Annotated in this window: 20 protein-coding genes and 1 pseudogene; 9 read left to right on the forward strand and 12 right to left on the reverse strand. The window is 71.2% G+C overall.

Features of this window, described 5'->3' with window-relative positions; translation table 11 throughout:
• Window positions 1-2 precede the first annotated feature (2 nt).
• Window positions 3-749: an SDR family NAD(P)-dependent oxidoreductase gene (locus R6Y94_RS40840; protein ID WP_318402277.1), complete on the reverse strand. Its 747-nt coding sequence runs from the start codon at window positions 747-749 to the stop codon at window positions 3-5.
• A gap of 159 nt (window positions 750-908) precedes the next feature.
• Between R6Y94_RS40840 and R6Y94_RS40845 the strand changes: the two genes are divergently transcribed.
• The 5 genes from R6Y94_RS40845 (at window position 909) to R6Y94_RS40865 (ending at window position 8,340) form a co-directional block, all read left to right on the forward strand.
• On the forward strand, window positions 909-2,204 hold the full coding sequence (locus R6Y94_RS40845) for an ABC transporter substrate-binding protein (protein ID WP_318402278.1): 1,296 nt from the start codon (window positions 909-911) through the stop codon (window positions 2,202-2,204).
• A complete protein-coding gene (locus tag R6Y94_RS40850) occupies window positions 2,204-3,142 on the forward strand; it encodes a sugar ABC transporter permease (RefSeq protein ID WP_318402280.1) in 939 nt (312 codons plus the stop codon). Before R6Y94_RS40845 ends, R6Y94_RS40850 begins: the two co-directional genes overlap by 1 nt.
• Complete coding sequence (locus R6Y94_RS40855; RefSeq protein WP_318402282.1) at window positions 3,142-3,966, forward strand: carbohydrate ABC transporter permease; 825 nt, start codon at window positions 3,142-3,144, stop codon at window positions 3,964-3,966. Before R6Y94_RS40850 ends, R6Y94_RS40855 begins: the two co-directional genes overlap by 1 nt.
• 89 nt (window positions 3,967-4,055) lie before the next feature.
• Window positions 4,056-6,212: an alpha-galactosidase gene (locus R6Y94_RS40860; protein WP_318402284.1), complete on the forward strand. Its 2,157-nt coding sequence runs from the start codon at window positions 4,056-4,058 to the stop codon at window positions 6,210-6,212.
• A 37-nt stretch (window positions 6,213-6,249) separates the two neighbouring features.
• Window positions 6,250-8,340 carry an NPCBM/NEW2 domain-containing protein gene (locus tag R6Y94_RS40865; protein ID WP_318402286.1) on the forward strand — a complete coding sequence of 697 codons (2,091 nt, stop codon included), beginning with the start codon at window positions 6,250-6,252 and terminating at the stop codon, window positions 8,338-8,340.
• A 576-nt stretch (window positions 8,341-8,916) separates the two neighbouring features.
• Here R6Y94_RS40865 and R6Y94_RS40870 read toward each other — a convergent pair.
• Window positions 8,917-9,177: a hypothetical protein gene (locus R6Y94_RS40870; protein ID WP_318402288.1), complete on the reverse strand. Its 261-nt coding sequence runs from the start codon at window positions 9,175-9,177 to the stop codon at window positions 8,917-8,919.
• A gap of 594 nt (window positions 9,178-9,771) precedes the next feature.
• Here R6Y94_RS40870 and R6Y94_RS40875 point away from each other — a divergent pair.
• A complete protein-coding gene (locus R6Y94_RS40875; RefSeq protein ID WP_318402290.1) occupies window positions 9,772-10,113 on the forward strand; it encodes a hypothetical protein in 342 nt (113 codons plus the stop codon).
• Complete coding sequence (locus R6Y94_RS40880) at window positions 10,110-10,535, forward strand: hypothetical protein (RefSeq protein ID WP_318402291.1); 426 nt, start codon at window positions 10,110-10,112, stop codon at window positions 10,533-10,535. The genes R6Y94_RS40875 and R6Y94_RS40880 overlap by 4 nt, the downstream gene beginning before the upstream one ends.
• A 216-nt stretch (window positions 10,536-10,751) precedes the next feature.
• On the opposite strand, the gene R6Y94_RS40885 is transcribed toward R6Y94_RS40880, so the two are convergent.
• The 3 genes from R6Y94_RS40885 to R6Y94_RS40895 form a co-directional block, all read right to left on the reverse strand.
• Window positions 10,752-11,231 carry a hypothetical protein gene (locus tag R6Y94_RS40885; protein WP_318402293.1) on the reverse strand — a complete coding sequence of 160 codons (480 nt, stop codon included), beginning with the start codon at window positions 11,229-11,231 and terminating at the stop codon, window positions 10,752-10,754.
• A 651-nt stretch (window positions 11,232-11,882) separates the two neighbouring features.
• Window positions 11,883-12,197 (reverse strand): flavin reductase, encoded by a 315-nt coding sequence (locus R6Y94_RS40890; protein WP_318402295.1) that lies wholly within the window; start codon window positions 12,195-12,197, stop codon window positions 11,883-11,885.
• A 3-nt stretch (window positions 12,198-12,200) separates the two neighbouring features.
• Window positions 12,201-12,500, reverse strand: coding sequence for a hypothetical protein (locus R6Y94_RS40895; RefSeq protein WP_318402297.1), 300 nt, complete (start codon window positions 12,498-12,500; stop codon window positions 12,201-12,203).
• 247 nt (window positions 12,501-12,747) lie between these two features.
• On the opposite strand from R6Y94_RS40895, the gene R6Y94_RS40900 reads away from it, so the two are divergent.
• Both R6Y94_RS40900 and R6Y94_RS40905 read left to right on the forward strand, forming a co-directional pair.
• Window positions 12,748-13,533 carry a helix-turn-helix transcriptional regulator gene (locus R6Y94_RS40900; RefSeq protein ID WP_318402299.1) on the forward strand — a complete coding sequence of 262 codons (786 nt, stop codon included), beginning with the start codon at window positions 12,748-12,750 and terminating at the stop codon, window positions 13,531-13,533.
• The gene (locus tag R6Y94_RS40905; protein ID WP_318402301.1) at window positions 13,524-13,712 is read left to right on the forward strand and encodes a DUF397 domain-containing protein; all 189 of its coding nucleotides are present in this window, start codon (window positions 13,524-13,526) and stop codon (window positions 13,710-13,712) included. Before R6Y94_RS40900 ends, R6Y94_RS40905 begins: the two co-directional genes overlap by 10 nt.
• Window positions 13,713-13,917: 205 nt before the next feature.
• Here R6Y94_RS40905 and R6Y94_RS40910 read toward each other — a convergent pair whose 3' ends face one another.
• The 7 genes and pseudogenes from R6Y94_RS40910 to R6Y94_RS45485 all read right to left on the reverse strand — a co-directional run.
• The gene (locus tag R6Y94_RS40910) at window positions 13,918-15,558 is read right to left on the reverse strand and encodes an amino acid adenylation domain-containing protein (RefSeq protein ID WP_318402303.1); all 1,641 of its coding nucleotides are present in this window, start codon (window positions 15,556-15,558) and stop codon (window positions 13,918-13,920) included.
• Window positions 15,555-16,856: a condensation domain-containing protein gene (locus R6Y94_RS40915; RefSeq protein ID WP_318402305.1), complete on the reverse strand. Its 1,302-nt coding sequence runs from the start codon at window positions 16,854-16,856 to the stop codon at window positions 15,555-15,557. The genes R6Y94_RS40910 and R6Y94_RS40915 overlap by 4 nt, the downstream gene beginning before the upstream one ends.
• A 49-nt stretch (window positions 16,857-16,905) precedes the next feature.
• Window positions 16,906-18,087 carry a cytochrome P450 gene (locus R6Y94_RS40920; protein WP_318402307.1) on the reverse strand — a complete coding sequence of 394 codons (1,182 nt, stop codon included), beginning with the start codon at window positions 18,085-18,087 and terminating at the stop codon, window positions 16,906-16,908.
• Entirely contained in the window at window positions 18,080-18,379 is a 300-nt protein-coding gene (locus R6Y94_RS40925; RefSeq protein WP_318402309.1) for a phosphopantetheine-binding protein, read from the reverse strand. Before R6Y94_RS40925 ends, R6Y94_RS40920 begins: the two co-directional genes overlap by 8 nt.
• Complete coding sequence (locus R6Y94_RS40930; RefSeq protein WP_318402310.1) at window positions 18,376-19,785, reverse strand: condensation domain-containing protein; 1,410 nt, start codon at window positions 19,783-19,785, stop codon at window positions 18,376-18,378. Before R6Y94_RS40930 ends, R6Y94_RS40925 begins: the two co-directional genes overlap by 4 nt.
• Window positions 19,782-21,023, reverse strand: a complete 1,242-nt coding sequence (locus tag R6Y94_RS40935; RefSeq protein ID WP_318402312.1) for an SDR family oxidoreductase — start codon at window positions 21,021-21,023, stop codon at window positions 19,782-19,784. Before R6Y94_RS40935 ends, R6Y94_RS40930 begins: the two co-directional genes overlap by 4 nt.
• Window positions 21,024-22,165: 1,142 nt before the next feature.
• A pseudogene (locus tag R6Y94_RS45485) lies at window positions 22,166-22,408 on the reverse strand (helix-turn-helix domain-containing protein); the annotation flags it as partial.
• Window positions 22,409-22,507: the final 99 nt, after the last annotated feature.

The raw sequence follows: 22,507 nt of genomic DNA on the forward strand, positions 1-22,507 counted from the left end.
TGTCAGGCCGAGGCTTTCACCGCGGTCCAACCGCCGTCCACCACCAGGGTGGTGCCGGTGACGTAGCCGGCGTCCGGCGAGGCGAGGAAGGCGATGGTCGCCGCCACCTCGTCCGGGGTACCGAACCGGCCGGCCACAGTCTCCGCGACGCTGCGCTGCCGGTCCACTTCGGACACCCTGTCCCAGGCGGCGGTGAGGATCGGGCCGGGCAGGACGGTGTTGACCCGCACCTCGGGGCCGTACTCGACGGCGAGCTGGCGGCCGAGCGCGACCAGCCCGCCCTTGGCGGCGGCGTACGCGGGGTGGCCGGGCAGCCCGACCATCGCGTGCACCGAGGAGACGAGGACGGCAGCGCCCCGGCCGGCGCGCAGGTCGTCCAGGCATGCCTTGAGGCCGAGGAAGGCGCCGGTGAGGCTCACCGCGAGCTGCCGGTCCCAGGACTGCCGGCTGGTCTCGTGCGCCGGGGCGACCTCGCTGAAGTAGGCGTTGCTGACCAGGATGTCCACCGGGCCGAACTGATCACGGAGTGTGGTCGTCGTGCCGGCCCAGTCGGTCTCGTCGGAGACGTCGGCGACGATCGGACAGGCCCGGCCGCCGGCTGCGGCGATCTCCTGGGCGACCTGCTCCGGCGCCCGGAGGTCGACCAGACCGACCGCCGCGCCCTCGGCGGCGAGCCGCCGGGCGGTGGCCGCACCGATGCCGCCGTAGGCCCCAGTGACCAGGGCAACCTTGCCATCCAGTCGACGCATTCGCTGGCTCACCACCCGTCGCCGCCGCAGATCAAAACATTAATTAGGAAGAAATCTTGACAGGCGCGACCCCTGGATGCAACCTTCTGGATCACACCGTTTACCTGAGCGATACACCCGCGACCCGGCCCCCGGGTCGATGAGGAAGGGATACTCCCCGTGAGCGACTTCGACCCCGGTCGTCGCCGGTTCCTCGGCCACCTCGGACTCGCCGGCCTCGGCGCGCTCGGTGCCGGCAGCCTGCTCGGCTGTGCCAGCTCGGCCAGCACCTCGTCCGGTGGCGGCGGGAGCGACGGCCCGGTCACCGTGCAGTCCAACCTCTCCTCGCCGCAGGCGAAGGTCGCGATGGAGAAGATCATCGAGACCTTCAACAAGCAGGGCAAGGGCAGCGCGACGCTGAACACCGTCGCGGCCGAGACCTACCGTACCCAGCTTCCGACGTACCTGACCTCGGCGAACCCGCCGGACCTCTACACCTGGTACGCGGGCTCGGTCGCCAACGACTACGCCAGCAAGGGCCTGCTGCTGGACGTCTCCGACGTCTGGCAGGGCCTTACCGACTATCCCGAGCCGCTGCGCACCATCTCCACGGACGCCTCCGGCAAGAAGGTCTTCGTGCCGATGACCAACTACTGGTGGGGCTTCTTCTACCGCAAGTCCAACTTCGCGAAGTGGGGCGTGCAGGAGCCGAAGACGTGGACCGAGTTCGTCGCGCTCTGCCAGACGTTGCAGGGCAAGGGCGTCCCGCCGATCGGCATCGGACTCGGCGACACTCCGTGGGTGGCGTCGGCCTGGTTCGACTACCTCAACATCCGGATCAACGGGGCGCCGTTCCACCGCGAACTGCTCGCCGGCAAGCAGCGCTTCGACGACCCGTTGGTCAAGGCGGTCTTCACCCGGTGGCGCGAGGTGCTGCCGTACTTCGACCCGAAGGGCAAGGCGTACCCGTTCCAGGAGGCCACCGCCGCGCTGCTGGCGGGCAAGACCGGCATGTTCCTGATCGGCACCTTCTTCGCCGACGCCGCCCCGAAGGACGCCCTCGGCGACCTCGACTTCTTCCGGTTCCCGATCATCGACCCGGCGGTGCCGGTCGCCGAGGAGGGCCCGACCGACGGCTTCTTCGCCAGTGCCAGGACCGGCAACCCGACCGACACCAGGGCGCTGCTGAGCTACCTGGCCTCGGCCGAGGCCCAGGAGGAGTACATCAGGCACAGCTCCGGGATCGTGCTGCCGGCCAACCCGAAGGCCAAGGCCGCCGACTCCCCGCTGGTCGCCAAGGGCAAGGCGATGCTGGACAGCGCCCAGGAGCTGACCCAGTTCTTCAACCGCGACTCCAGCGACGCGCTCCAGCCGACCGCCGACACCGCGCTGACCAAGTTCATCGACAAGCCCGACCAGATCGACGCGATCCTGCGCGAGTGGCAGGCGGGAGCGGAAAAGGTCTTCAAGGGCTGATGACCGCACTCGCCCCGACCGAGAGCCCACGGCAGCGGCGGGCACCGGACCGGAAGTCGTCCCGGCGGCGCCCGGCCCGGCGCCTGTCGCCGCTGCTGGTGGCCTTCGTGCTCGTACCCTTCGCGGTGGAGAGCATCTGGGTCTTCTGGCCGGCCCTACAGGGCTTCTACTTCTCGCTCACCCGCTGGGACGGTCTCGAACCGCCACAGTTCATCGGCCTGGACAACTACACCGAGCTGGCCGGCGACTCGGTCTTCCGGGGCGCCCTGCTCAACACCGTGATCTGGCTGGTGCTCTTCGGCGGGCTCTCGGTCGTCGGCGGGTTCGGCATGGCGCTGCTGTTGCAGAAGGAGCGGCGCGGCATCGGCTTCTACCGGGCCGCACTCTTCACCCCGGTGGTCTTCTCGCTGGTGGTGACCGGGCTGGTCTGGCGGGTCTTCTACCAGCCCGACGGGCTCGCCGATCAGTTGCTCCGGGCGGTCGGCCTGGAGCAACTGATCCGACCCTGGCTGGCCGACCCGCAGACCGCGCTCTACGCGGTCATCCTGCCCGCACTGTGGCGGCAGATCGGGTACGTCATGGTGCTCTACCTGGCCGGTCTCAAGGCCATCGACCCGGCGCTGCACGAGGCGGCCCGGGTGGACGGTGCCAACGGCTGGCAGCGGCTCTGGAACGTCACCGTCCCGCAGCTACGCGGGGTCAACGCGGTGGTGCTGTCGGTCATCGTGATCGACTCGCTCCGCTCGTTCGACATCGTCTGGGCGCTGACCAGAGGCGGGCCGTACCACTCCTCCGAACTGCTCAGCACCTACATGTACTCGACCGCGTTCCAGAGCCTGCGGCTCGGCTACGGCTCGGCGATCGCCGTCGTGATCTTCGTACTCGCGCTGGCGGTCATCCTCGGCTACCTCGTCCGCGCCTTCCGGGAGGACGACTGATGATTCGCAAGCTCCGGACCGGCGGCTTCCACCTCGGGATGAGCCTGGTGGCGCTGCTCTGGCTCGGCCCGATCCTCTGGGTCGTCAGCATGTCGGTCCGCTCCTTCGACGACATCGCCGCGAACGGGGTGGGCAGCCTGCCGCGCTCGTTCACCCTGGACACCTACCGCCAGGCGTGGACCGACGGCGGGGAGATGCGGGCGCTGGTCAACAGCCTGCTGGTGACCGTACCGTCGGTACTGCTCAGCCTGGCGCTGGCCGCGGTCGCGGCCTTCGCGCTGGCCCGGTTCCGGATCCCCGGCCGGCGCACCATCCTGCTGCTGATGCTCGCCGGCAACCTGCTGCCGCCGCAGATCCTGCTCATCCCGGTGAACAAGTTCAGCGAGCTGATCGGCCTCTACGACACCCTCTGGGCGCTGATCGCGGTCCAGGTCGGCTTCGGGCTCGGCTTCTACACGTTCGTGCTGCACGGCTTCATGCGTGACCTGCCGGGCGAGATCCAGGAGGCGGCGCTGATCGACGGCGCCGGAGTCGGGCAGATCTTCGCCCGGGTGATCCTGCCGTTGACCCGGCCGGCGCTGGCCGCCCTCGGCGCGCTCTCCTTCACCTGGATCTTCAACGACCTGCTCTGGGCCATCACGGTGCTGCGTACCGACGACCGGATGCCGGTCACTCCGGCCCTGCTGGGCCTACAGGGTCAGTTCGTCTCGTCGTGGAACGTGATCGCCGCCGGCACGGTGATCGCGGCGGTGCCGACCGTGCTGGTCTTCCTCCGCTTCCAGCGGCACTTCGTGTCCGGCCTCGCGATCGGAGCCGTCAAGTGAACGTTTTTCGACCTGAACAGCGCGGCGCCTCCGCCCGGCCTTCCAGCCGGGGTGCCGACGGACCGCAAGAGGAGGTCGAGAAGGGTTCGTTGAACGCTTCCCGACCCCGGCGCTGGACGCTGCGCGGCGCGCGGAGCGAATACACCGTGGCGGTGCCCGAGCACGGGCGCTGGCTCGAACTGGTGGCGTGGGGGCCGCACGATGTCGGCGAAGGGCCGTCGCCGGTGGAATACGCCGGCCCGGTGCCGTTCCTCACCGCCGGGGACGCCGCGCCGATCGAGTACGCCACCGACGCCGCCCGGCCGTTCACCGGGGCCGACCTGGTGGTGGAGACCACCGGCGGGGACCGCCGGATCGGCTTCGACTATCTCGGCGCCGAAACCGGTGCCGAGACCCGGACCGGGACCGGGGCCGGTGCCGAAACCGGGACCGGTGCCGACGGCGGGCCGAGCCGGCTGGTGGTGACCTTCGCCGACCCGGTCACCGGGCTGCACGCCGCCCTGCACTACGAGATCCCGGACGGCACCGACGTGCTGCGCCGGTGGGTCGAGCTGACCAACACCGGGCCGGAGCCGCTGCGGCTGCACCGGGCCGACTCGGCCGGCTTCTGCGTACCCACGCCGCACGGGGCACGGTTGAGTTACCAGTGGGGGCAGTGGGCGCAGGAGTTCCAGCTCGACCACGTCGACCTCGGGCACGGCGAGTTCACCGTCGGCAGCGCGCAGGGCGTACCGGGGCACGCGTACGTCCCGTGGCTCGTCGTCCGGGACCAGGCCGAGCCGACCGGCTCCGCCTGGGCGGTGGCGGTGGACTGGACCGGCTCGTGGGAGATCACCGCGACCCGGGACACCGGCGGGCTGACCCGGGTACGCGCCGGCCGGCGCCTCGTCGACGGCCCGCTCGACCTGCCCGCCGGGGCGCGGATCAGTCTGCCGGCGGTCACCGGCGCCTACAGCCCGGATGGGCTCGGCGGGCTGGCCCGGGTCTGGCACGACTACCAGCGCCGGCTCGCCGCCGACCGGCTCACGCCCCGGCCGGTGCTCTACAACTCGTGGGAGGCGACCTACTTCACGGTCGACGCGGATAACCAGCTCGCGCTGGCCCGGATCGCCGCGGACCTCGGTGTCGAGACCTTCGTGGTCGACGACGGCTGGTTCGTCGGCCGGGACGACGACACCGCCGGCCTGGGGGACTGGACCCCGGACCCGGCGAAGTTCCCGGCCGGCTTCGACGCCTTCGTCACCGAGATCCGCGGTCTCGGGATGAACTTCGGGCTCTGGGTGGAGCCGGAGTGCGTCAACCCGCGCTCGACGCTCTACGCCGAACACCCGGACTGGGTCTACCAGGTGCAGGGCCGGCCGCTGACCCCGATCCGCAACCAGTACCTGCTGGACCTCGGCCGTCCGGAGGTGGCCGAGTTCGTGCACTCCACCGTGGACGGGCTGCTCCGCCGGTACGACATCGGCTATCTGAAGTGGGACTTCAACCGGCCGCGTACCGAAGCGGGCCGGAGCTTGCCGGCAGCCGCCGGTGCGGCCGGGCAGGTCGACCTCGACGGCGCGCACGTGGCCAACCTGCACCGGATCTACGAGCGGCTGCGCCGCGACCACCCGCACGTACTGCTGGAAGCCTGTGCCGGCGGCGGGGCGCGGACCGACCTCGGCATGGCGGCCCGGGCCGACGTCTTCTGGCCGAGCGACAACACCGGCCCGCTGGACCGGCTCGCCATCCAGTACGGCTTCCTGCACGCCAACGCCCCGCACCTGCTCAGCTCCTGGGTGACCGACTCGCCCGGACTCTTCGACCCGCGCCCCCGGTCGTTGGCCTTCCGGTTCGTGCTGGCGATGGCCGGGGTGCTCGGCATCGGCGCCGACATCCGGCACTGGACGCCGGAGCAGCGCCGCGAGGCGGCCGGCTGGATCGCCCGGTACAAGGAGATCCGGGACGTCGTCACGCACGGCACCGTGCACCTGATCGGCGGCCCGGACCAGCCCCGCTGCGCCGTGCAGTACACCGCGCCCGACGAGCAGACGGTCGTGGTGCTCGCCTGGCACACCGGCCGGCTCGACGGCGTCGGCCTGCTGCCGTCCCGCCCGGTCCGGCTCCCGCTGGCCGGTCTCGACCCGGCCGCCGCCTACCGACACGACGAACGGCGCTACTCCGGCAGTCACCTGACCACCGTCGGGCTGCCGGTCCGGTGGACGCCCGACCACGACGCGGAACTCGTCGTCCTCCGGCGCGCCTGATCCACCACCCCCGTTCCCCGACAGTGAAGGAAACGATGTGAGACGACATGCGCTCGTCGGCGTACTCGCCCTCGCCGGCGGTCTGCTGGTCGCGCCCGTCCCCGCCCAGGCACAGGGCCCCGTCGCCGAGCCCGCCGGCACCGCTTTGACGGACTCCCGGGAGGTGCTCAGCCCGACCCCCTACCAGGGCTGGAACACCTACTACGGGCTCGGCGGGGAATTCTCCGAGGAGTCGGTGAAACAGGTCGCCGACGCCCTGGTCGACCGGGGTTTCGCCGAGGCCGGCTACGACATCGTCTGGCTCGACGGCGGCTGGCAGGACCCGGAGCCGCGTACCGCGGCCGGTGACCTCCAGGCCGACCGGACCCGGTTCCCCAACGGGCTGGGGCCGCTGGTCGACTACATCCACGGCTTGGGGCTGCGGGCCGGCATCTACACCGACGCCGGGCCGTACATCCCGGGCAAGTGCGGGCTCGGCAGCCACGGCTACTACCAGCGGGACGCGGACCAGTTCGCCGCCTGGGAGTTCGACGCGGTCAAGGTGGACTACCTCTGCGGGATCGCCGCCGACCTGGACCCGAAGACCGTCTTCACCGAGTTCGCCGCCGCGCTGCGCGACAACGCCAGCAAGCGGCCGATCATCTTCAACCTCTGCAACCCGGTGACCTCACCGGACTGGGGCAACTACCCGGAGGAGCAGCAGTCCACGTACTCCTGGAGCTACGCGCCGGCGATCGCGCAGTCCTGGCGGACGTACACCGACGTGGGCTTCGTCGGTGAGGTCAAGTACAAGGACGTGCTGCGCAACTACGACGCGAACGCGCGGCACCCGGAGGTCGCCGGGCCGGGGCACTTCAACGACCCGGACTACCTCGGGCCGGAACTCGGGATGACCGACGAGGAGTTCCGGACCCAGATGACCCTCTGGACCGTGGCCGCCGCGCCGCTGGTGATCGCCAGCGACGTACGCAAGATCAGTCAGACCTCGGTGGAGATCCTCACCGACCCCGAGGTGCTGGCGATCAACCAGGACCCGGCCGGGGTGCAGGCGGTCCGGGTCGGCCCGGCCGGCACCACCGAGACCTGGGTGAAGCGGCTCGCCGACGGTGACCGGGCGGTGGTGCTGCTCAACCGGGGCGACAGCCCGAAGACCCTGACCACCACGGCGAAGGCGCTCGGCCTGACCGGCAACCGGTTCACTGTCGAGAACGCCTGGACGAACCAGGTCACCGAGAGCGCCGGCACGATCAGCGCGGCGGTCCCGGCGCACGGCGCGGCGCTGTTCCGGGTCGGGACGCACCGGGGGCTGCCCGGCGTACCGCACGTCACCGCCGGCCTGCCGCAGGTGACCGAGGTCGGCGGCGTCGCCACGCCGGACGGGTCGGCGCCGGTCGCCGCCGGTGGGGACCAGGCCCGGGTCGAGGTCGCCGTCCGCAACGACGGCCTGCTGCCGGTGCTGGTGCCGCAGGTGACCCTGGCGGCACCCGCCGGCTGGACGGTCCGGCCGCAGGGCCGGGCGGCGGTGCCGGTGCTGGGCGGTGGGCAGAGCAGGACCTTCGGCTTCACGCTGACCCTGCCGGCCGGCGCTGCCCCCGGTGCCGCCAGCCTGACCGCCACCACCTCCTACCAGGTGCCCGGGCACGGCCGGCTGCGGCAGGCGACGGTCGGTACCCTGACGGTCGCACCGGCGCCGCCGGACGGTGAGGTGGTGCTCTCGCACCACGACTGGATCAGCGCCACCAGCGGTTGGATGAGCCCGACGGTCGACGCCAGCGTCGGGGGCGGCTCCCCGATCAGCGTGGTCGGCCAGGTGTACCCGACCGGGATCGGCGTCGCCTCGCCCTCCACGGTCCGCTACTACCTCGGTGGCCGGTGTACCCGGCTCTCCGTACTGGTCGGACTGGACGACGCGGTCCGCAACGTCGGACCCGAGGGCGCGACGGTGACCTTCCAGGTGGTCGGCGACGGCCAGGTCCGTTACGACAGCGGAGTGCTGACCCGGGACGATCCGCGTCAGGTCGACGTCGACCTGAGCGGGGTACGGGTCCTCGACCTGGTGGTCGGCGACGCGGGCGACGGCGGCTACAACGACCGCGCCGACTGGGCGGGCCTGACCGCCACCTGCTGACGCCGACTGCGGACGGTCCGCGCCCGGGTGGCACCCGCATCCGGGGGCGGACCGTCCAGTCGGTGAACTGCACCGAGACACCGCTACCACCTAAGTGAAGACGTGCCCCGGCTGCGGGGAGGAGCCGAAAACCGCGTTCGTTCCGAGCCGGGCCAAGCGCGACGGGCTACCGGCGTACTTGCCGGGACCGCAACCAGGCGCGGCAGCAGGTATACCGCGACAGGTATACCGCGAGACGCACCGGGAGAGCATCCGGGAACGCCAGCGATCGAGCTGCGGGCCGCCGGAATGAGTCTAGGGGAGATCGCCCGGAGAGCTGGACGTAAGCAAGAACGCCGTATGGGGAGTGGTGCGCCGCGCGGCCTAGCTGCACCGTTTACCCGGACAGCACCCGGGCCGCCGTTGTGGCGCCCCGGGGTGCTTTCATCTTCGTTTTACCCTCGACTACCGCGTGGGACTGCTGCTAGCGGCGGCGAGGGAGTCGTCGAGCCACTGCGCGGTGAGCTCGTCCGGGTTGACGTATGCCGGGGTGGGCACGGGCAGCCCGAACCGGTCCAGGGCGGCGGCGAAGCCGTCCTACCGGTCGGCCTGCGGTTCGTACCGGGAGCTTTCGCCGAGGTACCCGAACGACCGGTGGCCGAGGGCGACCAGGTCGTCGACGATCCGGCCGGTCGCGGCGCGGTAGTCGCCACCGACGTAACAGATCTCGACGCCGGGGACCTCCCGGTGTCCGATGTAGACGAACTGGTGGCCGTCGGCGGCGAGCCGGGCGAGGTCGTCGAGGTGTGCCCGGTGGCCGAGGATCAGGCTGCCGGCCGCCTGGCCGAGTCCGTTCACCCCGTTGCGGTAGATCCGGCAGATCTTCGAACGGCCCGGCTACGCGCACTCGAACTCACTGTAGCGATCGCGCCGCTCTCAGTGATGAATCTCAAGCATGTCCATGCATCCATTGATCTACCCGCCTTCTGATGTCGAGACTGGACGGACCGGCCGATTAGCGAGCACGGGGGGCGACGTCCAGCCTTCCGTGGACGCGCTATCCCTGATTGGAGAGTCATGTCTCAATCAATCAGCCGACGCCTGAAGAGACGCTGGATCCTGCCCGTCCTGGCGGCAGTCGCCACGGTGTCCGGCACACTGCTTATCCCTGCTGCGGCCTCAGCGGGGCCAAGAGAGGGGCTGTCCGAGCCGACCATTGCCACTCGATCTGTCGGGAAGAGTCCCGATCAACTTCGCAGGTTCTGGACGCCTGAGCGTATGGAGCAAGCGGCCGCGAACCCTGCCCCCGCTCCCAACATTCGGCCGGGAGGTCAACCGGATACCGGAAGGGGAACCGCACGGGCACGGAAAGAGGACCCATCGACGGCTTGGGCCGCTCCGGTGGCACCTAAGAGCTTCGCAGGTGCCCAGCCATCCCCGTTCGTCTCGACGATGGCCACGGTCAGTGTCTCTCAACGGGTTTCCAATGTGACCACCTGGCCGACGAGCGCAGTGGGCCGCCTGTACTTCTCCAATCAAGCGGAGACGGAATGGTATAGTTGCAGCGCGACTTCCATCATTGCCGACAGCCCCAACGCCGTATGGACGGCAGCGCACTGCCTTCACTCCGCTTCGGGCGGCGATGCGGGATGGTATAGGAATCACATATTCGTGCCGGCCGTCAGTGGCTCGACGCTTCCGTACGGATATTTCCCCGGCGTCAACCTCATCGCCCACAACGAGTTCATCAGCGGCGACCCGACAGAAGACAAGACGCTGACATGGGGGTCGTGATCGTTACGCCCGGAACGGGACAATCGCTGAGCCTTAAGGACACCGTGGGAGCCTGGGGCTACCGGTTCCTCGGAGAGACAGATTTCAGCAACGTCCGCTCGTACGGGTACCCTTCAGATGGCTACAACAGGCCCGACTCCGACTTCGCGCAGGGCGATTACATGATGTATTGCGAGGGCAACACGGCGGATGCCGCCGATGGGGATCCCCTGGACAATCGGCTCGAGCTGGCCTGCGATATGGGCCATGGAGCAAGTGGGGGGCCTATGGCGATCAACATCGGAACAAACCCTCAGATCGTCGGCACCAACTCCCATCGTAATGTTGACAGCAACGGCAACTTCATCGACATCGGGCTGCTCTCATCCAACCATGGACTTGTGGCCACGGTAATAATCAGGCACGTCAACGATAATTGGTGATACCGTTTCGCGGGGTCCGTCGCTCGCTGGCGGACCCCGCGAAACGGATTGCAATGCCGCCGATGGCGCGATTCGATGACGGCCCCATTGGTCCCCATTTACTGAAGGGTGGTCAATACTGACTTTTGAATTCCGGCGTCGGGGGCACTTCCCTGCTCTTTTCAACGAACTCGACGCTTGAGTCATCCTGCCAGTGCCGGAATTCATATCAATGATCTAGTCGACCGCGCGCACCTTCCCGTCAGCGCTGACCGTGATCTGGCCCTGCGGTCTAATTCCGCCACACTCCCCCGGGGAATCGACCATCTTCGGATCGAGCGTCAGCGTCTCATTGACAATCCGACTTCCTGTCAGATCGGCTAGGGCCACGGTCACATCGACGGGGCCGGGCGGCATGTCGGGGAGACGGACAAAGCCCGCTTCCTCGCCTGTGGGCTCTTCACGTGCAGCACAGACGGTATCAGGTCCGCTTTCGATGCAACCGTCGTCGACGGTCCGGGAACTCTTTCGTAGAGCGACCGGTTGCGTCTGGCAGGAACCGTCCCAGCACACGGTCATCTCCGCTGTGTCAACCCGCTCCGCGATCGTCGCGTCGACGGTGATACCGATCCCCTTCGGGGTATCAATTAAATCGCAGGTCTTCTCTCCGGTCCGGGTGCAACCGGCCAGCGCCGTCAGTGTCAATGTTGCGACCAACAGGGGCCTAATCCTCGGCATGAGCACTCCAATCGGGTGGACACCGTGGATACGACGATGGGCTTGCCGCCTCGATATCGTCCCAGAGCGGCTTCGTCTCCATCAACGGGGGTCTGTGAGCCTGGCACCTGACCCGCTTCCGGGTGTGGGCCGACGCCACCCGAGACGCAACGGGCCGTGCATCGGATCGCCACGCCTAGTGAGTTGATCTCAACAAGGATCCAGGCTCGGGTTGGATGACACGGGCATCGCGTCCATAACGGATGATGCGGAGACAGAGCGTGGGGCCCTACGGTAGACAGGTTCTTGCGGCGGAATCTGGCCTACCAGGAAGGATCTCTCCGTGGCCATCGCCAACGGGAGAGCGGTGACGCGGCGCCGGGATCGGCCCGGGCCATCACAGACGGGGCACCCGCTGGTGCCGTTGTCATGGATCTCCCCCTGCCCCCGGCACGCCGGCTCCGGCCCCGGGCCGCTGTATGGGGAGAACCAAACAGCGACCCGGGGTTTCCATCGCGGACCGCCGAGAGCGCGGTCCCGTTCCGCCCGCACCCGTGCCGGAGGAGGAGAGCGCGGACGGAACCAGGAAGGTTGGGACCGACCCCGGAGTGCTTGGAAGGCAGGGCCGCTTCCAACGGGCTTCTAAGGTGGCTAACGGCGCCGGGGTACCCAGTAGATGATCTGACCGACGATCAGTGCGGGGTGTCGGTCGGGCAGTGCTTCCAGGGCGCGGGTGAGGTGCGCGGCGAGGTACATCATCAGCCCGACCCGGTTGCCCTGGAAGGAGATCAACAGCGCCAGGCGGGCATCCTGGCACGGCCAGTCGTGATCGCAGTCTCGACAGGCGTACCTGTCCGTGGGCAGGTGCAGCCCGGCCGGGGTCTCAGGCACCTGCCGTGCGGCCTGGCGCTCACGCACCCGCCGTCGGGCGACGTGCCGTTCCCAGCGCGCCCACGGCCCAATCACGATCTACACCCGCTCGGCGTGCCTGGCCCGGTGGTGCTGTGCCGGCGTCAGGTACCCAGCACGGCCGTTACGCAGCGCGGGATAGCACCCGGCCCGCCCGTTCCATCCGTCGTAGCGCCGCCGGTGCGCCTGCCCGTGCGGGTCGGGCCAGCCGGGCCAGGTCGGCTGGGGCGGCCCGTCCGGCCCATCCGGTCCGTCCGGTGGCGGATCGGTCTGGACCGCCCGGGACTGCCGTTCGACGGCGATCCCGCTTGCCGCTTCCCGGACCGCTTCGCGGAAGTCGTAAGGGCTGATGGGCTGCACCCTCGGCGGTTGGTACGGACTCGGTATCAGCTCGATGGAGTCGGGGCAGATCCATCGGTGTCCGCATCGGCAGTACAGCCAGAGGCGCCACCACGCCCGGCGATGGCTCGGTTTGATCCCACGTACCCGTCTCAATGTCCTTCCCTCCCGTTTCGGCTAACAGACAGGGCGGGGGCAGCGTCCGTTCGGGTATCAGACGCCGCACCCGCTGTCTGGAGAGACGTGGAGAATGTAAGGAGTAGGGACTGTGGCCGGAAGCGAATATCTGATCAAGGAGCTGCGGCGCGTCCGTGAAGCCTTCGGCCTCACTCAGGAGGCGTGGGGGCAGCGGATCAAGTTCTCCGCACAGCACGTCAGCTCGATAGAGCGCGGGACGCGAGCCGCCCACCCGCGCTACCTGGAAGCCGTAGATCGGGCGTTCGGTACGGCCTTTATCGAGTTCTATCGCGAGTTCATCGTCGGCGAGGCCGCGCCAGTCTGGTTGAGGTCGTTCATTGAATACGAAGCCCGCGCCAGTCTCGTCCGAGCCTTTCAGCCGATCGTCATTCCTGGCTTGCTCCAGACGGAAGCGTACGCGCGGGCGGTACTGCTTGGCCACGGGCGCCGTGGGGAAAACATGGACGCCGCTTTACTGACTCGACTTCATCGGCAGGACATTTTGCACCGCGAACCCGAACCCTGTCAGTTCGTCGCCGTTCTTGATGAATCGGTGCTACGTCGGCGGATCGGGTCACCGGACGTGATGCGCGACCAGTTGAAGGCGGTCGTTGCAGCCTGCGACAGCCCAACCATCGGAGTACAAGTCGTGCCGGCGGATGTCGGAGCGTATCCAGGGCTTGACGGACCGTTCGCGCTGGCAAGCGTCGAGGGGCGCCCGATCGGCTACCTTGAGGGCCATCTGAAGGGGCGCGTGATCGAGGCACCGGATCAAGCGGCGGACCTGGAGGGGGTTTGGGAAAGCATCCGGGGGTACGCTCTGCCCGTACAGCAGAGCCTAGACCTGATCATGAGGACGGCGGAAGAATGGACATAGGCGGCATCCCTCGGTGGCACAAGTCGACCCATAGTGACAGCTCCGGATGCGTCGAGGTAGCCGACAACCTCCCCGGCCGGGTGCTGGTGCGGGACACCAAGGACCGTGACGGGGGAACCCTGACCTTCGAGCCGACCGCCTGGCAGGCGTTCGTCAGCCTGGCGAAGCAGCACGCCTGACGGTTCGCGCCTCTCGCGCCCTATAACTCGGTCGAGCACCGGGCCGAGCTGGCGACGCTCCGGCAGGGCGGCACCGACTGTCCGGGCATGCGGGGTGTAGACGATCAAGACGCTCGGCCGCTCCGTCATGCCGCCGAGGCCACATACGGAGCTGCCCCAAGAGGCCACATACGGAGCTGCCCCAACGGGCCGGCCATAGACGGGCTCATCCGGCCAGCAGTGCCCGCCCCCGCCGGTCGAGTTCGGTATTGTCGATCTTGCCGTTGGGTAGCCGGGGCAGTGCCGCCACCAGCTCGATCCGGGCCGGCAGCGCGGCCGCCGGCAGGAGCGCGAGCAAGTGTTCCCGCAGCCGCCGCCGGTCGAGCGGGTCGGCCGCCGGCACGACGAACCCGACCAGCCGGTGCCGCCCGCCCCGGCCGCCGGGTTCCGGATCGGAGACCACCCCGACCCCGGCCGCGGTCACCCCGTCCGCCGTACCCAGCGCGTGCGCGATCTCGGCGCGCTCTACCCGTACCCCACCGAGCTTGAGCTGGAAGTCGGCCCGGCCGTGGAAGTCGAGTGCGCCGTCGGCCCGGACCGACACCAGGTCACCGGTCCGGTACACCCGCTCACCGCCCAGCACACCGAACGCCTCCCGATCGCCGCTCTCGGCACGGCCGTCGGGGTCGCCGTCGCCTGGCTGGCCGACACGGTTGCCGTCCGGGTCGCCGTCGCCGGTATGGTCCGTCGGGCCGTCGGCCGGCTCGCGGGAGACCGCCAGCCCGGGACCGCCGATACACAGCTCACCGATCTCGCCGGCGGGGACCGGCCCGCCGTCCTCGCCGCAGACGTAGACCCGGGTGCCCGGAATCGGGCCGCCGATCGGCACGGACCGGCCCTCGGCGTCCGCCGGCCGGCAGGCGTGCACGGTGCTCCACACCGTGCACTCGGTCGGGCCGTACTCGTTGTAGAGGCGGGCCTGCGGCAGCGCCGCCAGGTGCCGGCCGACCAGCTCGGGCGGACAGGACTCCCCGGCCACGATGACGGTACGTAGCGAGCCGAGCTGCCGGGCCAGCCCGCCGCGCAGCGCGACGCCGTACAGCGACGGGACCATCAGCAGGTGCGAGGCGGCGTACCGGCTCGCCGCCTCGCCGACCGCGACCAGGTCGGTGGGGCGGTCGCTGGGTACGACCAGGGTGCCGCCGCAGGCCAGCGTCCAGTAGATCCCGGCGACCGAGCTGTCGAACGAGATCGAGGAGCAGAGCAGGTACGCCGTCACCGGCTCCGGGTAGTAGCCGAGCCGGGCGGCGGTGGAGTAGGCCAGCGCGGCCGCGGAGATCGTCACCCCCTTCGGGCGCCCGGTCGAGCCACTGGTGAAACAGGTGTAGGCGAGCGTTCCCCGCCTCGCCGCCCGGGTGGTGGACGGGGTGGGAAGCGCGTCCAGCACGAGCGTGTCGTGCCGGTCCGGCAGCGGCGGCAGGCCGGGCTGCGCCAGCACGACCCGGGCACCGGAGGACTCGGCGAGCTGGTGCTGCCGCCGGACCGGAAAGGCGGCGTCGACCGCGACGTACCGGGCGCCGGCCCGGAGCACCCCGAGCATGCCGACCACCGCCCACCGGGACAACCGGGTGTGCACCAGCACCGGCTCGTCCCGGCGTACGCCCCGGTCCCGCAGCGCCGCCGCGACCGCGTCGGACCACTCCCGCAGCTCCGGATAGTCGAGCCCGCCGTCCCGGTCGACGACCGCCGGCCCGGCACCGGCCAGCCGCGGTTCGAGCAGGTCGAGGACGTGTGCCGGGTACGTCAGCGCCGGGCCGGTCAGGTCTGGCCGCCGGGACCCGGTCAGGTCTGGCCGCCGGGATGTCACCGGACCGCCGCCAGGATCCGCAGGGACTGCTGGAAGGTGGCCGCCCGCTGCCGCACCCAGCTCTCGCCGAACAGCTCGGTGTCGTAGGCGACCAGCCCGGTCAACGAGTCGTCCGAGTACATCGTCCAGAGCAGTGGCCCGGGGATGACCGCCGGTGCCCGGCGGTCCGTGGCGACCGGGGTCAGCCGCAGTGCCGGCGGCTCGGGCGGCGGCGGCACGGGGGTACGCGGGATGAGCTGGAAGAGCGGCAGCACCCGGTCCCGGCGGGGCAGCATCTCGAACAGCTCGGGTACGGCGCGCAGCACGGTCAGCAGCGGGATGTCGTTCGCGTACGCCTGCCGGCAGCTCCCGTCCACCCGTCGACGCAGCTCGGCCAGGTCCGGCCCGCCGGACCGGTCCACCCGGATCAGCAGCGTGTTCAGCAGGAACCCGACCGTCTCCCACTCGCTCGGGATCCGGCCGGCGGTGATCACCGGTACCAGTGCGTCACCCGGGCTCGACCCGTCCTGCGGGTACATCGCGGCGGTGAAGGCCGTGAGCAGCAGGCTGAACGGGGTGGTCCGGGCACGTCGCGCCGCCTCGGTGACCGCCCGCCGCAACTCGTCGTCGACCGTGAAGTGCACGGTGGCAATCGTCCCGGAACTGCCCGGCCGCCCCGGCGTCTCGGCCGGTACGCCCAGCCCGGTCGCCCCGGCCAGCCGCTCCCGCCAGTACGGCTGCACCTGCCTGATCCGGGCCTGCCACTTCGCCGACCGGTCGTCCTCGGCGATCGCGGTGTACTGCATGACCGGCTCGCTCCACGGCGCCCGCCCGGCCAGCCGGGCGGTGTACGCCACCGCGACGTCCCGGCCCAGCACGGTCATCGACCAGGCGTCCGCCGCCACGTGCTGGGCGACCAGCACCAGCAGCGCCCGCTCCGGGCCACGCCGGCCGAGGTGTGCCCAGAGCAGCGGCGCGGAGTCGTCGGGATGGTCCCGCTCGCAGACCTCGGTGACGAACTCGGCGGGCGGCGTCACCGGGTCGAGGTCGCGGACGGCGAGCCGGGCCGGCATCGGTGGCAGCACCCGCTGGTACCGCCGCCCGTCGGTGTGCCGGACCAGCACGGTACGCAGCGCGCCGTGCCGGGCCACCACGTCGTCCAGCGCGGCCCGCAGTACGGGCACCTCGACCGGCCCGTCCACCTCGAACGCGGCGTGCACCAGGAACCGCGGATTCAGCACCTGACCGGGCAGCCATCCGTCGATCTCGGTCAGCAGCTCCAGCGCGTACGTCAGTGGCGCTTCCTCGACCACCGTCATCACCGCTCCCTCCGTGGCTGCCCGGCCACGGGCAGCCGCTTGATCCCCGTTAGGAATGTCGACCGGACCCGGACCGGCTCGCCGACGACCGCCACCGACCGGAACATCCGGAACAGTTCGGCGAAGAGCAGCCGGAGCGTGAGCCGGGCAGGTGCGAACCGATGCAGTAGTGCCGGCCGCTGCCGAACGCGAGGTGCCGGTTGGGCCGGCGGCGGATGTCGAAGACGTCGGGATCGGCGAAGACCGCCGGATCGCGGTTGGCGGCACCGAGCCAGGCCACCACCGCGGCGCCGGCCGGGATGCTGCGGCCGTGCAACGACACCGGCCGGCGGGCGACCCGCATGAAGTGGCTCGCCGGGGACGCCCAGCGCAGCGCCTCCTCCACCCCCGGGTCGAGCAGGTCGGGGCGGTCCGCCCAGCCGGCGTACCGGTCGGTGCCGGCCAGCTCGACCAGCGCGGCGGCCGGTACGTGCGGCAGCGTGACGCTGGCCCCGAGCAGCAGGCTGTAGCAGTTGGAGACCACCGCGCCCGGCCGGGCCCGCTCGCCGTCGGTCCGCATGCCGAGCAGCAGGCTGACCAGGTCGTCGCCGGGCGAGCGGGTCCGCTGCCGGACCACCTCGGAGAAGTAGCCGAAGAGTGCCCGGTGCGCCTGGTCGAGCGTGCGCGCGCTGCCGGCCGGCAGTTGGTAGTCGGGATCGTCCTCGGCGGTGCACATCATCGCCAGCCGGGACAGCTCCGGCCAGTCCCCGGCCGGCAGGCCGAGCAGCGGGCCGATCGCCACCAGCGGCAGGCCGGTCAGCGCGGCGGCCAGGTCGAACGGCTCGCCGCCGGCACCCGGGGCGAGCAGTTCGGTCACGCCGGCCCGGATCCGCCCGGCATGCGCCTCCACCGGTCGGGCGTTCATCGCGCGGTACAGCGGGGCCCGCATCCGGTCGTGCCGGGGCGGGTCGGTGGCCGCCAACTGCTGCCCGCCGGCCGGGTCGCCCCGGCCGAGCAGGTTGAGCAGGGTGCCCTGCTCGGAGCTGAACGACTCGTGCTCGGCGAGCACCCGGGCCACGTCCGGATACCGGGTCACCGCCCAGAAACCGAGGTCGGCCGGGAGCCCGGGCCGGGACACCGGCTGCCAGTGCACCGGGCTGCGCTCCCGGAGGATCCGCCAGACCGCGTGCGGGTCGCCCTCCGCGTGCAGGCCCGGGTCCGCCAGGTCGATCGTGGACAGCTCGTCAACCATGCCCGTCGCTCCCGCGCAGCGGGCCGAGGGCTTCGGCGAGGGCGGCGACGGTGGGCAGCAGGAACAGGGTGCCGGTGGTCGCCTCCACGCCGAGTTCGGTGTCGATGTCGAGTTGCAGGTCGGCGGCGAGCAGCGAGTCGCCGCCGAGTTCGAAGAAGTCGTCGTGCACCCCGATCGGCGCGACGCCCAGCTTGGCGCTCCACATCCGGATCAACCGCCGCTCCAACTCGGTGCGCGGCGGCACGTACTCCGACGCCATCTCCAGGTCGTCCCGGGAAACCGTCACGGTCACCGTGCCACCTCCATCGCGGCGCGGGCGCTCCGGACGCTGATCTGCGGGGCGGTGACCAGCAGCCAGAGCGCCCGCTGGAAGTCGTCGGCCAGCCGGACCACGCTGGCCTCGTCGAACATCCGGGGGTTGTACATCACCCGGACCACGAACGAGGTGTACGGCTCCATCACCCAGAGGAAGTCCACCGGCATCACCGGCTGCTCCGCGACGACCTCGGGCGGCAGCTTCATCCGCTGGTAGCGCACGGTCGCGCGGTCGTCGGCGAAGTCCGGGATCGGCTGGCAGAGCTGGATCGGCGTCGGCACCACGGTGCTGCTGTCGAAGGCCGAGGCGGCGACGTTCGGCAGCGCCTCCAGCACCCGGATCAGGGGTACGTCGTTGGTCTGCGCGGCGATCCCCGCCCGGTGCACCCGGGCGAGCACGGTCGCGAGGGTCTGCTCGGCGGGCACGCCGAGCCGCAGTACGTGGCCGTTGACGAAGAAGCCGACGGTGTCCCACTGCTGCCGGCTCCGGCCGGCCCCGAGCACCGGGATCGCGATCTCGCTGCCGCCGGTCCGCCCGGTGAGACTGAGCGCGTACGCGGTCAGCAGCATCGTGAAGAAGGAGGTCCGGGCGGTCCGGGCGGCCCGGCGTACCTCCTGCACCGTGCGGTCGGACAGCTCGAAGGTGTGCAGGGCGCGTACCCCGCCGGTGCCGTCGACCGGGCGGGGGCGGTCGGCCGGAACGCCCACCGCCGGCAGGTCGCCGAGGGTCCGTTGCCAGTACGGCAGCGCCGACCGGATCTGCTTCTCCCGCTCGGCCGAGCCGTCGGCGAGGGCACACTCGACGTACTGCGGCAGCGGCGTGCGGTCCGGGGGCTCACCGCGCAGCCGGCGCTCGTACCCGGCCATCACGTCCCGGATGGCGACCTGCATCGTCCAGCCGTCGGCCGCCGTACGGTGGATCACCAGCACCAGCGCCGAGGCGTCCCCGAACCGGGCCAGGTACGCCGCGAGCAGCGGTACCCGGTCGCTGGGCTGCCCGTCGGCGAGGGCCCGGGCGGTGATCCGGGCCACCTCCGCGTCCCGGTCGTCCGGCGCGGTCCCGTGCCGGTCCAGGACGGTGAGCGGCACCGGGGCGGGTGGGCGTACCCGCTGGAACGGAAAGCCCTGCTCGCGCACCACCACGGTACGCAGCGCGCCCTGGCGTCGTACCATGTCGTCGAGCGCCTGACGCAGCACGTCGACGTCGACCGGTCCGGTGAGCCGGTGCGCACACCAGTTGACGAAGTTCGGGCCGAACACGCTGCCGCCCTCGTGCACCGCGAACGCGGCCAGCAGCTGCTGCGCGTACGACAGCGGCGCCTGGACGCCGGTGAGCCCGTCGTGTTCGGTCGGGGGAGCAGCCACCACGTCTGACCCGGTCATGCCGGATCCGCCTTCAGCACCATCGGTTTCCCATCGTCGAGACCTCCTTGCTCCGGAACCTGCGCAGCGGTTGTCAGGCCCTCGGTCCGCGCCTGGTAGTCCACCGAGGCGACGAAGGCCCGTTCGATCAGGGCGGTGGTCGGCGCGGGCGGCCCGCCCGGGATCGTGCCGAGGCCGGTCGGAAACCGGCCGGCGCCGTCGAAGAGGCTGGCCAGGGCCATCAGGTTGGCGAACCGGCGGCGCTGCTTCGCCGGCAGCGGGTCGATGAAGACCGGCCGGATGACCCGTTCCACCATGGCCGGCGGCGCGAACCGGGGCAGCGACACCCGCAGGCCGAGTTCGCCGCACCGGGCGACGACCAGGTCCACCAGCCGCTGCACGGTCGGCGCCGCGGCCCCCGCCGTTATCCAGTACTCGGCGACCGGTCCGGTGCGGTCCGCCGGCGCCGGCCCGCCGGACACTGGCCCCGGGCCGCCGGACGTCGATGCCGGGTAGCCGGACGCCGGGTCGCCGGACGGTGGCGCCGGGGCGGTGGACGGTGGCGCCGCGGCGCCGGACGTCGGTGCCAGGCCGGTGGACGGGGTCGGGGGCAGGGCGAGGGCGACCAGCGCCTCGGCCACCAGGTCCCGGGGCAGCACGTCGATGGTGGCGCCCGGGCTGAACGGCAGCACCGGCAGCAGGCTCCGCATGATCGCCGAGGTGGTGCTGTGCAGGCCCTGGAACCGGCTGGTCTCACCACCGGCCGAGTCGCCGATCACCACCGAGATCCGGGCGATCGCGGCCGGCAGGCCGCTGCGGCGTACGACCTCCTCGGCGGCGAGCTTGCTGGCCAGGTACCGCCGGGGGTCCACCGTGCCGCCCGGTTCCTCGGCCCGGGCCGGCCGGGCCAACTCGTGCCGGGCCACGAACGCGGTCGAGGAGAACACCAGCCTCGCCCCGGCATCGGCGGCGAACCGGACGATCTGTTCGGTGCCCCGGACGTTCTGGGTCCGCATCGTGTCGTCGTCCGCGCTGAAGTCGGTGACACCGGCGCAGTGCAGTACCACGTCGACGCTGGCGGCCAGCTCCGCGTACCGGCCACGGTGCAGGCCGAGCCAGGGCCGGGTGACGTCGCCGCGTACCGCCCGGCCGGGCACCTCCGCCCGGTAGGTCAGGGCGGTCACCCGGTGACCGGCCAGCCGGTGCAGCAGGGCGGCACCGATCACCCCGGACGCGCCGGTGAGCAGGATCGAAGTCATCCGGTACCTCCCGGGGGTGGTCGTGGGATCGCGCCACCGCGCGGATCGGCACCCCCTGCTGCCGCGCGGCGTACGGCCGGAAAGCCCGCCCACGGGCTACCGCCCCGACCGCGCCCCGTCCGCTTCAGTCAGCAAAGGACGGTGCGGCCGGAGACGCCAGGTCTGGCCCCGTTCGAGGGTGTGCGGATCCGCTCCGAACGGGTCCGAACGGGCGGATCGGGGCTCCGGTGCCCGGTGTACGCCCGCCCGCTCGTCCGCCCCCGGACCCCCGACCGTCGACAAGCCTGGCCCGTACCACGGCGATCCCGGCCGGACGACGGCCGTCCGTGCCGGAGCCAGCGCCGGCTCGACGACGGCCCTCCGGAAGGGAGTCAGCGCAGCGGTGCGGGCCGGATGTCCGGCGGTGCCGGTTCGACCAGGAACACCTGACCGGCGTGCCGCGGATCGCAGGGTAACTGGAGCAGTTCGGCCCACTCGGCGTCGACGTCGTCGACGGTGACACAGAGCCCGCTGTGCACGAGACGGAGCCGGAAGCCCTGCCCGGGTGACCCGACCGGGTCCAGGTGGAACTGCTCCCCGGCCCCTTCCTGGCCGCAGTAGTCGTCCTCGACCCGGGCGCCCACCTCCCGGCTGCCCTCCCGGATGCCCATGCAGCCGGGCCCAAACTCCGGATGGTCGGTCCGGATCAGATAGCTGGTGGCGCCGCCGGTGGCGGTGATCGGAGCGCTCAGGCTGCGTACCGGAAACGCCCCGGCGCAGCTCGCCTGGAAGACCTGCCCGTCACCGTCCCCGGCGCGTTCGGAGAGGCAGAGCCCGGAGTGCGCCACCCGGATCCGGGTCGCGCCCTGCCCACCGGCGACCTGCGTGCCCAGGTCGCCGCCGGTCGGAGCGGATTGGCTGGTCACGGTCGGGTCCGGCCGGGCGGTGTCGTCCCGGTCGGCCGGTTGCGACAGCCACCAGCCGGCGAGGACGGCCGCGATCGCGACCACCGCACCGGTCGCGGCGGCCAGCAGCAGCAGGCCGGGGCGGGGTCGCCGATCGGCTGGCTCCAGCGGTTCGGCCGGCTTCGGTGGTTCGGCCGCCGCCGGCGGTGTCGCGGCGGTGTCCACGAGACGTCGGCGCGCCGCCAGCCACCGCTCCACCGACTCCGGGGATTCGCCGCAGGCCCGGGTCAGGGCCCGGACCAACTCCTCCCGGGGCAGGGTGTTGCGGCCCAGCATGGTGGCGAGGGTGCTCGCCGGCAGGTTGTCACCGGCGGCCCGGGCCGACCGCTCGATCCGCCGGAAGCTCAACCCCGATCGGTCGCGCAACTGCCGGAGCAGCCCGACGAGGTCGGCCGGCGTCCGGGCGCGGCCGGGATCGAGGTCGTCGGTGCCATCGGGCATCAGAAGGTACCTCCGGCGGACGTGCCACGGGCCGCCGGCAGGACGGGCAGCCGGTGCGGATGGGTGCGGACCGGAGCCTCGGCACGGCACCGATCGCCG

This window comes from Plantactinospora sp. KLBMP9567 (assembly GCF_033446045.1).
Taxonomy (GTDB): Bacteria; Actinomycetota; Actinomycetes; order Mycobacteriales; family Micromonosporaceae; genus Plantactinospora.